Below are 13076 nucleotides of genomic sequence, written 5' to 3' on the forward strand. Positions count from 1 at the left end.
ACCGGGCCAGGAAGGTCGTGCGCCTCAGCCCCGCCCCACCTGCAGCTCCGCCCACCGACTCGTCCCGCCCGAGTGCACGCGTACGCCGCACCGGGTCGCCAATGCGGTGACGATGCCGAGGCCCCGGCCGTGCTCGTCCGGGTCGACGGCGGAAGGGGGAGACCCCGCCGGTCCCGCCGGTCCCATGTCGGTCACCTCGACGCGTACGGCTCCACACCTGTCGACCTGGCTTCGCGAGAGGCTCAGCGTCGCCGGGGGCAGGGCGTGGACGACGGCGTTGGTGAGCAGCTCCGAGGCCACCAGCAGTACGTCCTCGGCGGTGTCCGCGGTCAGGTTCCAGTCGGTGAGGATCTGACGTATGTGGCGGCGTACGGCCGAGACGGCTCCCGCCGCGTGCGGCAGCGGAAAGACGTGTTCGGCTTCCCCGCGGCGCGCGGCGTCGAGCTGCGCTGCTGTCATGTTTTCCCTCCTCGGGGAAGCTCTGGGGCGGCGGACCGGGCGTGCTGATGGAACGCTAAGGAGGGAAAATCCGTCGGTCAACGAACATGGGTCGGCATTACCGAACGACAGTCCCAAACCGGTAAAACTCGGACTACCATCGCTTCATGGCCGGCCCAGTCCAGTCCATCGAGCGAGCGGCGGCGATCCTGCGCCTGCTCGCCGGCGGATCCCGTCGGATGGGACTGGGCGAGGTGGCGTCCTCGCTGGGTCTGGCCAAGGGCACCGCCCACGGAATCCTGCGCACCCTGCAGCACGTGGACTTCGTGGAGCAAGACCCGGCGACCGGAAAGTACCAGCTCGGGGCTGCTCTGCTGCACCTGGGCACCAGCTATCTCGACGTCAACGAACTGCGGTCGCGCTCCATCAACTGGGCCGACGCCCTGGCCGCCCGCAGCGGGGAGGCCGTACGCCTGGGCACGCCCCTGGAGGGCAGGGTGCTCGTCATCCACCATGTCTTCCGCCCTGACGACACCCTCCAGACCCTGGACGTCGGCGCACTGCTGCCCCTGCACGCCTCCTCGCTCGGCAAGGTCCTGCTGGCGTTCGGTGCGACGCCCGTCGACCCCCTGCTGGAGGACGCACCGGAGCCGTACACCCGGCACACCCTGGTCCACCCGGAGGAGATCAACCGTGCGCTGGCCGAGATACGGGAGCTCGGGTGGGGCGCCGAGGTGCAGGAGATGAGCATGGGCGAAGCCGGAATCGCCGCGCCGATCCGGGGGCAGGGCGGTCTGGTGGTGGGCGCGATCGGGGTGTCCGGCGCCGTCGAACGGATCTGCGACACCAAAGGCCGGCCTCAGCCGGCCCTGATCACCGTGCTGCGGGAGGCGGCACGTGCGATCTCCAGAGACCTGGGCGCGGCCCGCTGGTAGGCCCCCAGCACCTCCGCGACTCATCGGAAGGGAGGGCCGATCATGGTTGAGCGGTATGTGATGTCCATCGACCAGGGCACCACCTCCACGCGATGCATCCTGTTCGACCACAGCGGACGGCTGGTGTCGGTCGCCCAGCGGGAGCATCAGCAGTTCTTCCCGCGGCCGGGCTGGGTCGAGCACGACGCCGTCGAGATCTGGCGCAATCTCCAGCGCGTCGTACCCGAGGCACTGTCGAACGCCGGCATCGACGCGGGACAGATCTCGGCCGTGGGGATCGCCAACCAGCGCGAGACGACGGTCCTCTGGGACCCGCGGACCGGGGTCCCGCTGGGCAGGGCCATCGTCTGGCAGGACACCCGCACCGCCCCGCTCGTCGACGAACTGCGAAAACAGCCCGGGGACGAGTTCTTCCTCGAACACTGCTGCCTGCCCCCGTCGACCTACTTCTCCGCACCCCGCATCCGCTGGCTGTTCGACCACGTCGACGGGCTGGAGCAGCGCGCCCGGGACGGCGAGGTGCTCTTCGGAACGATCGAGAGCTGGCTGATCTGGAACCTCACCGGGGGCAAGGACGGCGGCCTGCACATCACCGACGCCACCAACGCCAGCCGCACCATGCTCATGGACATCCGCACGCTGACCTGGGACGAAGCCCTGATGGACTTCTTCGGCGTGCCGCGCTCGATGCTGCCCGAGATCCGTCCCTCCGCGGAACGCTACGGCGAGGCCCGCGCGCTCCTGCCGGGCGTGCCCATCACGGCCGCCCTCGGCGACCAGCAGGCGGCCCTGTTCGGACAGACCTGCTTCTCGCCCGGCGAGGCGAAGTGCACCTACGGGACCGGCAGCTTCCTGGTGATGAACACCGGCACCGACCTCGTGCGCTCCCAGCACGGACTGCTCACCACCGTCGCGTACAAGATCGCGAACCAGCCCACGGTCTACGCCCTGGAAGGCCCGATGGCCGTCACCGGCTCGCTCGTCCAGTGGTTCCGCGACCGGCTCGGCCTGATCCACAGCGCACCCGAGATCGAGACCCTGGCACGCACCGTCGAGGACAACGGCGGCTGCTACATCGTCCCCGCCTTCTCCGGCCTGTTCGCACCCCACTGGCGCAGCGACGCCCGCGGCGTCATCGTCGGCCTCACCTCGTACATCACCAAGGGGCATCTGGCCCGGGCCGTCCTGGAAGCCACCGGCTGGCAGACCCGCGAGGTCGTGGACGCCATGAACGCCGACTCCGCGCTCGCCCTGAAGCAGCTGAAGGTGGACGGCGGCATGACGTCCGACCATCTGCTCATGCAGATCCTGGCCGACGTGCTCGACGTTCCCGTCGTACGGCCCCTCGTCCACGAGACGGTGTCGCTGGGCGCCGCCTACGCGGCGGGGCTCGCGTCCGGCTACTGGCCGGACCTTCAGGTGCTGCGCCGCAACTGGCACATGGCCGCCCAGTGGCTGCCGGACATGGACCCCGGACGGCGGGAGTGGGAGTACGCCAGCTGGAAGCGGGCCGTCGAGAGGTCCCTGGGGTGGATCCAGCCGCCGAAGCGGCCGTGATGTGCCCTTGTCAGGGCGGCGGGGGACTGGTGCCGGTCCCGCTCGGTGGCGTGGTCGGGGTCGGCGGCGGGTCCGTGGGTGTGGGTGGTTCGGTCTCGGTCGGCGTGGGCGCCGGGGGAGTCGTGGTCGCGGGGGGCGTGCTCGGCGGCGGCGTGGGCGTGGTCGTCGTAGGGGCGGGAGTCGTCTGAGTGGGGGTCCTGGTGTGGCTCGGCGGTTTCGCCGGGTGCGGCCTGGCCTCGGCCTGCGGGCTGTGGGACTGGGCGGGCAGCTTGAGACGGAAGTCGTGCACCGGTCGGCCTTTCAGCGCGGCGGACATGTACGCCGTCCAGATCCGGGTCGGATAGGAGCCGCCGTTGACCCGGCTGATGCCGGCGGCGTCACCGAGGGAGATCCGGGTGTGGTCCTTGGGCTGCTCGGCGAACATGGCCACCGATGTGGTCAGTTCGGGGGTGTAGCCGACGAACCATGCCGAGAGGTTGTCGTCCGTCGTACCGGTCTTCCCGGCGGCCGGTCGGCCGAGAGCGGTGGCCAGGTAGCCGGTGCCCCCGGGGCTGACGACGCCCTTCAGCACCGAGGTGACCTGGTCGGCCGTGGCGCGGGAGAACGCCTGGGTGGCCTCATGACCGGGCAGGTCGTACGCCTTGTTGTCGCGGGTGAGCTTCTGCACCGCCCAGGGGGCGATGTGCCGGCCGTGGTGGTCGAAGGTCGCGTACGCGCCGGCCATCTCGAGGGGACTCGGTGTGGCCACGCCGAGGGTCAGGGCGGGCGTGGCGCCCATGTCGGGCGTGTCGGTGGGGAGTCCGGCCGCGACGGCGGCCCTGCGGACACGGGCGAGTCCGGCGTCGGCGCCCTCCTGCGCGTAGACGGCGTTGACGGACTTCATCATCGCCGTACGCAGGCTGATCCGGCCGTAGTCGCGGTCGTCCTCGTTGGGCGGGCAGTAGTGCAGACCGCGGGGCAGGCCCTGCACGCAGTGGCGACTGGTGCCGTCGTAGCGGGTGCCGGGAGTGATGGCGCGGCCGTCCTGAGTGGTGGTGTGGTGCTCCAGTCCGGCCGCGAGGTCGAACGGCTTGAAGGTGGAGCCGACCTGGAGATCGTGCCGGACGGCGTCGTTGTAGGGCCGCACGGCGTAGTCGGGTCCGCCGTAGGCGGCGACGATCCGTCCCGTCGACGGGTCCACGGACGCCGCGCCGACCCGGATGGACCTGGCCTTACGGGTGCCCGGCAGCTCACGCATACCCTTGTTCACCGCCGCGACCAGCGCCTGCTGGTCCTTCTTCACAAAGGTGGTGGTGATCTGCCAGCCGCCCGAGCCGAGCGTGGCCTCGTCGACGATCTCGTGGTCGACCAGGTACTTGCGGGCGATGTCGATGAGGTACCCGGCCTGGCCGCCGACCCCGGGAGCGGGCCGGGGCGGCCTCGGTTCCGGGAAGGTCATTCCGGCCCGCCGGTCCTTGTCCAGGTAGCCCAGGTCGACCATGCCGTCCAGGACGTAGTTCCAGCGGGCGACGGCCGCGGCCCTGAGGGCCGGGGTCGCGGTGGAGACGTCGTAGCTGCTGGGTGCCTTGAGCAGCGCTGCGAGGTAGGCGCTCTGAGGAACGCTCAGCTGGGAGGCGCGGATGCCGTAGTACGCCTGGGCGGCGGCGCGGATGCCGTAGGCGTTGCGGCCGAAGTAACTGGTGTTCAGGTACCCGGCCATGACGGAGTCCTTGCTCTGCGTCTCATTGACCTTGATCGCGAGGATGGCCTCCCTGACCTTCCGGCCGAGGGTCTGCTCGCGGGTGAGGTAGTAGTTCCGCACGTACTGCTGGGTGATGGTGGAACCGCCCTGCAGCCCTCCGCCGGTGACGGTGCTCCAGGCCGCGCGCAGGATGCCGCGGGCGTCCACGCCCTTGTTGGAGTAGAACGTACGGTCCTCCGCGGCCACCACGGCGTGCTGCATGGCGACGGAGATCTCCGACAGCGGAAGCGATTCGCGGTTGACCGCGCCCGTACGGCCGATCTCGGAGCCGTCGGCGTAGTAGTAGACGTTGCTCTGGCTCACCGCCGACGCGTTGGGATCGGGTACCTGGACGATCACGTACAGTGCGAAGAACGACGCGACCGCGAGCAGGATCATGGTGAGCAGGCTGCTGAGCACCATGCGCCAGGTGGGGAACATCCTGCGCCACCAGGGCATCGCCTCGCGTGCCGCCTTGCGCAGCAGCCGGGCGCGCCGACGGGTCTGCCGCGCACGGCGAAGTTGCCTGCGCCAGGCGGCGACCGGTCTGCCTGCGGACTCGTTGTCCCCCTTGTTCATACCTGCGCCGTTCTTCAGGCCGGCAGGGTCGGGGGGTGCGCCTCGGGGCGCGAACCGGACGCGGCGCGCCGCTCCGAAGTGCCGTAAATCCACTAATGGAATAGCATTTTCCCCTTTGTGGCCGAACCATGCCTGTGCCGGTGTTTGTGGGGGCGGCTTTCCGGCAGGTCGGGACGGGTCCACGACCCATGTCCGACAAGGCGAACGGTCGGACCGCTTGGGGGAGTTGCCCTCTGGCGACAGTCGGCCTTCGCACACCTCTCGTGCCCGCCGCCGATGGGCGGGCTCGCCGGCAGAGCGCGTCGGCCGGCCCTGACATGCTCGCACCGAGACGGCTTGCGCCCGCTGTGGATCAACCGGGCTCGGTGGCGGGGACCCCGTACGGACCGAGGCGACGGACTGGACCTCGTCCGTACACGACTCTTCCGCGTCTGCCCTGCTGACCATGACCCGCGCCCACATCGACCGGCACCTGTCCGACCCCGGGCTGAGCACGGACCGGGCCGCGGAGGCACTCGGCGTCTCCCGGCACCTCAGCCGCATCTTCCAGCCGAGGGGCGTCACCCCTGCCCGCCGCATCCTCGACCAGCGGCCGGTGAAGACGCGCGAGCAGCTCACCGACCCGGCCCTGCAGGGCGTCACGGCCTCGAGCACGAGCGCCGTGTCCACGAACTGTTCGAAGCGGACGCTCAGGCCGCCGCGGACCACGAAGTGGTGTGCCACGCGGACGTCGATCGGCTTGCCGGTGGCCTTGTCGACGTCCGTCATGACGCTGGAGGTGACGCGGTCGGGGTGCGGTGGGTGCCGGCCAGCGGGAAGCCGGCCATCTCCGTCCACTCCACGTCGGGGGCCGGGGTGGCGCGCAGGGCCTCCAGATCACCGGCTGCGGAGGCCAGGTACTGGCGGCGTACGACGTCGGCCGGGACGGCGGAGGCGGCGAACTCGTCATCGTCAGCCGCCACGACAGCACAGGGGCCCGGCGACCGCGCCGCGTTGAGCCACTCCTCCCCCTCTGGTTCGATGAGAACCCCGATTGGAGTAATACTGACGGTCGCGCCGATCCCGGCGGATGACACCGACAAGCCCGCAGCGTACGGAGCCCAAGGAGCAACCTCCGGTGATCGACGAACCCACCTTCCGGACCTTCGATACGACGGGCGACCAAGGGCCCGGTGACTCGGCCGTGCAGCGCCTCGCCGGGATTTCGGTACCGCGGAGGGTCGGCCCCTACTTCTCCACGCTCGACACCGACGTGGTGGCGCTGGGCGCGTACGCCGCCGCAGCCGGGCGCCGTGTCGCCCGCGAAGAGTGCGCCTCGTGGGCGCGGCTCGGCAGCGACGGCGGTTTCGAACTGTGCGTCGACCCGCACGGCGCTGTCTGGGCGGTGCTGTTGGACTACGACGAGGAGCGGCGCTTCGTGAACTCCTCCCCGCAGACCTTCGCCTCCTGCCTCGTGGAACTGGGTGACGCCCTGCGCGCCGTCCTCACCACCGATCAACCCGCCGTGGCCTCCTCGGCGTTCGAGACTCTTCAGGAACGCCTGCAGGCCTGCGACCCGTCGGCCTTCGGCGACCGGGAGGACTGGTGGCCCCGGGTCCTGGACGACATCCGCGACACCGCGAGCGCGGAGAACTACGCGGCCTTCGAGTACGTCGACCCCGAGCACGGCAAACGGATCGTCACCCAGGCCGGCACGATCGCCGCCCACCCCGAAGAGCGGTTGTGGGACAGGCTGCGTGCCGCCGGCGTCGGTCCGGAGCAGGTCCTGCGCATCCACACCGACCTGCAGCCCTGCTTCATGCCGGGCCACTACTGCTCGATGTGGCTGGCCGAGGTCTTCCCGCACGCAGAGATGACACACACCTTCTCCTACGGGGAGTCGGCCGACTCGCGCGCGGAGGGCGTCCGCCTGCTGCGCGAGAACGCCGGCACTGCGGACGACGGCACGGCGGCACAACAGTGAGCCTCTCGCCGGTGTCGACGGGCCCGGACATCACGCGATGGCCGCCGCCCGACGGGGTCACCGCCGCCCACGGGCCGGCCCTGCTCGAGTGGGCGGCCTGCGCACCGCCGGAGAAGTCCAGGCTCTGCCTGGTGCGTGGCGCGCGAGGCAGAGGCAAGAGCCAGTTGCTGGCCTGGTTCCTCGCCGGCTCCGCGAGCCATCCCTCGACCACCGTCCACGCGACGCTCCTGGCCGAGGGGCTCTTCGCGGACGCCGTCGCCTGGGAGCTCGGGCGTCAACTCGGCTACGGGCCGCTCGCGCCGGAGCGGCTGCTCGAGCGGCTCGCTGTGGACCAAAGGCCGTTGTTCGTGCTGGTGGTGGATCTGCACCGGTCCGGTCGTGGTCCGGCCGACCGCCCGGCGGCCGATCCGGCGGCCCTGGTCCGTGACCTTCTCGCACCTCTTCTGGAGCTGCCGCAGACCCGCGCCGTCGTCGAGGTCGGCGACACCGCTTTCCTCGACGGCCTGACAGGCGCCGGGATCGTCACGACCATCGATGTCGGCGATGAGCCGTTCAAGGACGCCGGTGCGACTGCGGCTGCGACCGCGGAAGACGACTCTCTGCTGCCACGCACTCCTGAGGGGCGCGTGCAATGGGACAAGGCGTCCGGGACTGCCCGTGAACATGCCCTGGACCGGGCACTGACCGCGCCCGAACCCGAGCCCGCCATTGTCGGGCTCGTGAGTGACCCCGGATTCCTGGTCCACGGGTCGACGGTGTCCCTCGCTGCGTGTCTGGCCGATGAGCGGATTCCCGCGCCCCGAGGACTTCGGCAGACATGGAAGCTGGCGGCGCCGCACCTCTCAAACGCGCAGTACGAGACCGCTGAGCGTGCGGCCGTACTCCACGCGGCGGCCCTGGAGTCCAGCCCCCTCCTCGCGCGCTACCTGTCGCCTCTCCTCGCAGACCACGCCTGGGCGGCCGTCTGGGCCCGCCAGGACACGGCGGTGAGTGCCCTGGCGGCCGTTCCCGGCAAGCCGGGAACGATCCTGGCCGCTGATCCTTTGGGGAGCCTCTTCGAACTGGACGCCGGTACCGGCACGTACCGCGTCTCCGTTCCACGGACCGCAGCCGGTGTGCCCCGTCTCGACGGTATGGCGGCCTTCGGCGAACACGGCGCGCTTCTGCTCAGTGACACCGGCGCTCTTCACTCCGTCGGTGAGGAGCCGGGCGGCGTCCTCGGCCGCATCGCGGCCCACCACGGCAGGGCCGGTCTCGCACATGCGGATCTGCGGCCCAGCGCCCTCGGCCACAGCCCTTGCGGCAAGGTCGTCGTGCTCGGTGACGAACAGGGAAGTGTCCACGTATGGAGCCTGGAGGCCGGTGAGGCTGCCCCCCTCTCACGGGTCCTGCACTCCGCTCCCGTCACAGCGGTCACGTGCTTGGTTCTTTCCGGCGACGGGCAGACGCTGGTGATGAGCACGGCCATGGACGGCACAGTACGACTCTGGAAAACCTCGGCAGACCCCATGCCCCGCCCCGTCGAGCAGCGGCCCGCCCTCGCCACGGCCATGACCGTCCAGCAGACCTCCGTCGGGCCTCTCCTCGCCGTCGCCTGGAACGACGCCTCACTTCACCTGTGGCATCTGCCTTCCGGCAGGGTTCGTGCCCTGCCGCTCCTTCTGCCGTGTTCCTCCCTCGCCTGCACCCCTGCGCCGGCTGTCGCGGACCAGCCCGCCCTTTCCGATTCCCGGCTCTGCCTCACGATCGGGGGCAGCGAGGGCTCCTACGCACTGAGTCTGGACGCCGAGCGGCTGTGGAGCCAAAGCCCTCCCGCAGCCTGATACGGCGTTGGCCCCGTGGGAGGGGAGTGCTTTCATTGTCGAACCTTTGCCCCGTCATGGCGTGGAACGATCAGGTCGCGCGCGAACCTGATTGAGTTCTTGGTGGACTTGACGGGGGAGCAGGAACTTGGCGATTGAACTACCCGAAGAAGTCGTCTCGTTGCTTCAGTTCATCGGTGTCAACTGGCCGAATGTGAACGAGGACAAGGTACGGGAGTTCGCTCAGCACGTACGCGACTTCGCCACGAAGGTGGACGAGACTCATCAGGACTCCACGGCCACCATCAAGCAGATGGCCGACGTGTACCAGGGCCCCTCCTACGACGCGCTGCTCGCCAAGTGGGGGCAGATGTCGAACGGCCACATGTCCGAGCTGCTGGCCGCCTGCCACGCCGTGGCCACTGCGCTGGACGTGGCTGCCGACGTCATCGTGGGCATGAAGGAAGCCGCCATCGCCGAGCTCGTGGTCCTGGCCGCATCGTTCGTGGCCGATCAGGCGGCCGCCGTTGCCACCCTCGGACTGGCGGAGGCCGCCGAGGTGCTGATCGTGGAGGCGGCGGAAAAGGCCGTGGACTACCTCGAGCAACAGTTGGAGCAATACATCATCGGGGCGGTCATCGAGGCCGCGGTCAACCCGCTGGTCGAAGTCGTCGGGCGGGCGGCGAGCGGCTTGATGTTCAAGACCGCCGAGTCCGCACTCGGCGTGACGGCCGATGCCGGGGGAGCGGGGACCGGTTTCTCCGTCCATCCGGAGGAACTCCAGAACCGTGCCGAGCTGATGAAGAAACACGCCGGCACGGTCGCCGCGCACGCGGAGGAGTTCAGAATTCGGGCTGCCGGGATGACGTTCGAATGACCAACAAGATTACCGCGGCGCTGGAGGACGGCGCGAAGAAGCTGGGTAAAACACTCGGCGAAGACGCCGGCAAATCCATCAAGGCCCTCTATCACGATACACACGCCCGCCTGAAGAAAGTCTCGCACAACTATCTTGAGGCAGACGCCAAGCATGCGGCGGAAATCGAGAAGCTAGCCAAGGGTGAGACGCCGGTCTACCACATGGCCGACGACGGAAGCATTCGCCGACTGCATCCCGGCGGTGGTCATTCCGAGCTCACGGCCGAGGACAAGGAGCGTCTGGGACTCGACGAAGCCAACATCGGGCGCCCGAGGCTCGGAGAACGGAATGCCCGGCTCAAAACGGACCAGGAGGGCAAGGACACTCCGCGGCCGCAGGTGTCGTCGCAGCAGGTGGCGGCGGGGAGCACCGACCTCTCCGTGGCGACCCAGATGGCCCGGCACGCGGACCAGGGCTATGGCGGCCTGGACCGGAAGGGAAACTTCACAAGCAACAACTATGCCGCGGCCAGGGTGGACGGCGCGAACGGCAAGGGCGATTTCATACTGGTCGCGCGCAGCAACGGGTACCGGCATTCTGAGCGCATGATCGGTACTCCGTTCCTGAGACAGGGGGAGGAAAACAGAATAACCCAGCTCTATACCGAAAGAGCGCCATGCGATACCGGGGTGAACTGTAGTGCCTGGATGGCGGAGAGATTACCGAACACTGAGGTCACGCACAGTTTCGGTGCGGGGAACGACGAGATGCAGTTTTATCTCCCCGAACTGCAGGCCAGCAGATGATATATTACGCGTCCGTGCCCGGCCATAAATGACAGGGAAAGAGTATGAATCGTCCCCCCGCCCTCACCCGTGAGATGCTGGAGACCGTCTTCGATCCGGCCGAACTGATGGTTGCCCCGGAAGAGAACCTTCCCGCTGTCGGTGACCCCGACGCCAGGGAAGTCCTGGGAACGCTGGGAATCCCGGTCTGGGACAACCCGTGGTTCGACATGGAGGACGGGATCGCGGAACGGTTCGGGCGCGTCGAGGACTGGGACGAGAAGCTCGCCGACCGTTACTCCGTCGTCCCGGAGGGAGCGGGCAACTGGATCGGGCTGGGCATGATCCCCTATGACGGCATTGCCTTCGACCCGGACACCGGCAGGGTCTACTGCCTGCCCGACGATTCCGAGATCTACCTCTGGAACAGCTCGCTCCGTTCCTTCGTGCACTTCCTGTACCTCCTCCAACTGGAACGCCCGCACTTCGACGCGGAATGGGAAAGCGAGATCGAGGTGCCATACGACCCCGAGGCAGCGCAGGCCCGAGTCCGAAGCGCAATGATGTCCGTGGATCCCGCGGCCCTGGAAAACCCCGACTCCCGCTGGCACGGGATCCTCACGTACATCGTGGACCCCGAACACCATTTCCAATGAGGACCACTTGCCGGCGCCCCCGCGGTGCAGCCTGAACAGTGACGCCCGGATCAGGTCGGGGCTGTCTCCAGGTCAATTCGCGTGGTCGGCTGACCTGTTGAAGGCCGATCCTGTTGTTGATCGCGTCCGTCCGGTTCTCCGGGAAGGCCCGTGCCCTTCCGGCCTCGCACTGCTGCGGTGGCGTCCGTGGTCCTCGTCGCGCTGACACTGCCCAGCAGATGCAGAGCCGCCTCGGAGGGCGAGCCCGGTTCTGCCGTGTAGGCGATCAGGCGCCGGCCGGACGAGCCGGGGATGACGAGGTTCTCGAAGCTGAGGGCCATGGCGCCGACCAGCGGATTGACGCAGTCGTTTCACCCCCGAGGTGCAGGTGCGTACCGGATGGCGGGCCCAGCGAGAGGCGAACTCGTCGCACTGCACGGTGAGTTGGCCGACGAGCTCGGCCAGTCGGCGGTCGTCCGGGTGCCCGGCCGGCGACCAGACGCAGCGAGGCGACGGCGAGCTGGGCCTCCTCGACCCAGTCCGTGTACGGGTCCCGGTAGTGCTCGTCCAGGAAGAGCATCCGCGTCAGGTTGGCGCGGGCACCTCGGGTGCCGGGGCTGTCGGGTGGCAGGTGTCCGGCGAGCAGCGCGTGGCCCAGCCGGTTCCAGGCGAGGACGTCGTTGCGGCGGTCGAGGACGAGCGCCGGGACCTCCGTCATGGCCGCAAGCAGACGGCGCACGCCGCCGGCGGCTGCAGGGCCAGGATGCCGACCACGCCGGGGGTGTTCACCCACAGCAGGAACTGAGGAGCCGGGGCTGACCACCGGCGGCGCCGACCAGGACTGGTCCCAGCCCTGGGAGCAGGCCCTGGAGGCCTGGGCCCGCTCCTGCCTCGCCGCGTTCGCCGCTCACCCCGGCGCGGTGCCGCTGCTCGCCGTCGCCCCGCTCGCTGAGCCCTTCATGCACGCCATGCAAGAGAAGATCGCCGAACTCCTGCTCGCCGCGGGATTCGCCAAAAGCCCAGGTCATGCCCCTGGTCAACGCCCTGGAGGCTTCGTCCTGGGCTCGGCCCTCGACCCGGTCCCACCGCCGGTCATGTTCTGGGACGTCACCCGCGGAACAGCCCCGCACCTCAGCGCCGTACTCGATCGGACCCCGACCGACCACACGCGCGCGAAGCACTCCTTCGACACCGGCCTACGAGCCCATGCTCACCGGCTTCGGTCAGCTGCTCAGCGACAACTGACCCGCCCTCATCCGTCAGCGGGCCGAGGAACGGCCATCTCTCCGAGCAAGGACCAGTCGTCCTGTGGGACCGTCGCGTTGATGATGCGCGGGGTCTCGGCGAGGTAGGGCGGCAGCGTCTTCTGGGCGGTCCGGAAGTGCTCGGAACCGACGTGCGCGGCGCCCGCCTCGCCGTCGCGGAAGGCCTCCACGAGGACGTACTCGGCCGGGTCGTCGACGCTGCGGGACCAGTCGAACCAGAGGCAGCCGGGTTCGGCGCGCGTCGCCCGGGTGAAGTCGGCGGCGATCTCCGGCCAGTCGTCCGCGTGCTCGGGCAGGACACGGAACTTCGCCGTGATGAAGATCATCTCAGGGCTCCTCGGGGAGAGTGGTGGGCTGAACCGGCTGTGTTCAGCGTGGCCGTGCTCTTCGTATTACATGGTCGCCTCGTCGGGGTCCTCAGCGAGTGCTTCCGGGACCACTCTTGCGAGGCCACACATGGCTGCGCCACCTTGGCGACCTGCCAGCGGCGGTGCGCCCGACCGAAGGGCGGGCCCTCTCGTCAGCTGCGGCCGTCCCC

At 69.3% G+C, this 13076-nt stretch carries 11 protein-coding genes and 2 pseudogenes; 7 read left to right on the forward strand and 6 right to left on the reverse strand.

Features of this window, described 5'->3' with window-relative positions; translation table 11 throughout:
• Positions 1 to 24 precede the first annotated feature (24 nt).
• Positions 25 to 459, reverse strand: a complete 435-nt coding sequence (locus ACIBW9_RS17660) for an ATP-binding protein (protein ID WP_398955902.1) — start codon at positions 457 to 459, stop codon at positions 25 to 27.
• 146 nt (positions 460 to 605) lie between these two features.
• Here ACIBW9_RS17660 and ACIBW9_RS17665 point away from each other — a divergent pair, with 146 nt between their 5' ends.
• Both ACIBW9_RS17665 and glpK read left to right on the forward strand, forming a co-directional pair.
• The gene (locus ACIBW9_RS17665) at positions 606 to 1373 is read left to right on the forward strand and encodes an IclR family transcriptional regulator (RefSeq protein WP_398955904.1); all 768 of its coding nucleotides are present in this window, start codon (positions 606 to 608) and stop codon (positions 1371 to 1373) included.
• 42 nt (positions 1374 to 1415) lie between these two features.
• Positions 1416 to 2930, forward strand: a complete 1515-nt coding sequence (glpK, locus tag ACIBW9_RS17670; protein WP_398955905.1) for a glycerol kinase GlpK — start codon at positions 1416 to 1418, stop codon at positions 2928 to 2930.
• A 10-nt stretch (positions 2931 to 2940) separates the two neighbouring features.
• Here glpK and ACIBW9_RS17675 read toward each other — a convergent pair whose 3' ends face one another.
• Positions 2941 to 5229 carry a transglycosylase domain-containing protein gene (locus tag ACIBW9_RS17675; RefSeq protein WP_398956481.1) on the reverse strand — a complete coding sequence of 763 codons (2289 nt, stop codon included), beginning with the start codon at positions 5227 to 5229 and terminating at the stop codon, positions 2941 to 2943.
• Between the two features lie 636 nt (positions 5230 to 5865).
• A pseudogene (locus ACIBW9_RS17680) lies at positions 5866 to 6191 on the reverse strand (nuclear transport factor 2 family protein); the annotation flags it as partial.
• Between the two features lie 155 nt (positions 6192 to 6346).
• Between ACIBW9_RS17680 and ACIBW9_RS17685 the strand changes: the two are divergent.
• From ACIBW9_RS17685 to ACIBW9_RS17705, 5 genes are all read left to right on the forward strand, one after another.
• Positions 6347 to 7192 (forward strand): nucleic acid/nucleotide deaminase domain-containing protein, encoded by an 846-nt coding sequence (locus tag ACIBW9_RS17685; RefSeq protein ID WP_398955907.1) that lies wholly within the window; start codon positions 6347 to 6349, stop codon positions 7190 to 7192.
• 11 nt (positions 7193 to 7203) lie between these two features.
• On the forward strand, positions 7204 to 9015 hold the full coding sequence (locus ACIBW9_RS17690) for a WD40 repeat domain-containing protein (protein WP_398955909.1): 1812 nt from the start codon (positions 7204 to 7206) through the stop codon (positions 9013 to 9015).
• Between the two features lie 127 nt (positions 9016 to 9142).
• Positions 9143 to 9871, forward strand: a complete 729-nt coding sequence (locus tag ACIBW9_RS17695) for a hypothetical protein (RefSeq protein ID WP_398955911.1) — start codon at positions 9143 to 9145, stop codon at positions 9869 to 9871.
• Entirely contained in the window at positions 9868 to 10659 is a 792-nt protein-coding gene (locus ACIBW9_RS17700) for a nucleic acid/nucleotide deaminase domain-containing protein (RefSeq protein ID WP_398955913.1), read from the forward strand. Before ACIBW9_RS17695 ends, ACIBW9_RS17700 begins: the two co-directional genes overlap by 4 nt.
• 44 nt (positions 10660 to 10703) lie before the next feature.
• Positions 10704 to 11294 carry an SUKH-4 family immunity protein gene (locus tag ACIBW9_RS17705; RefSeq protein WP_398955915.1) on the forward strand — a complete coding sequence of 197 codons (591 nt, stop codon included), beginning with the start codon at positions 10704 to 10706 and terminating at the stop codon, positions 11292 to 11294.
• A 50-nt stretch (positions 11295 to 11344) separates the two neighbouring features.
• Here ACIBW9_RS17705 and ACIBW9_RS17710 read toward each other — a convergent pair whose 3' ends face one another.
• The 3 genes and pseudogenes from ACIBW9_RS17710 to ACIBW9_RS17720 all read right to left on the reverse strand — a co-directional run bounded on the left by ACIBW9_RS17710 (position 11345) and on the right by ACIBW9_RS17720 (position 12864).
• Entirely contained in the window at positions 11345 to 11614 is a 270-nt protein-coding gene (locus ACIBW9_RS17710) for a hypothetical protein (RefSeq protein WP_398955917.1), read from the reverse strand.
• A gap of 185 nt (positions 11615 to 11799) precedes the next feature.
• Positions 11800 to 11991: pseudogene (locus ACIBW9_RS17715) on the reverse strand (transcriptional regulator); the annotation flags it as partial.
• A gap of 534 nt (positions 11992 to 12525) precedes the next feature.
• Complete coding sequence (locus ACIBW9_RS17720) at positions 12526 to 12864, reverse strand: putative quinol monooxygenase (RefSeq protein ID WP_398955919.1); 339 nt, start codon at positions 12862 to 12864, stop codon at positions 12526 to 12528.
• Between the last annotated feature and the right edge of the window lie 212 nt (positions 12865 to 13076).

Source organism: Streptomyces sp. NPDC049541 (assembly GCF_044465725.1).
In the GTDB taxonomy this organism is placed as follows: domain Bacteria; phylum Actinomycetota; class Actinomycetes; order Streptomycetales; family Streptomycetaceae; genus Streptomyces.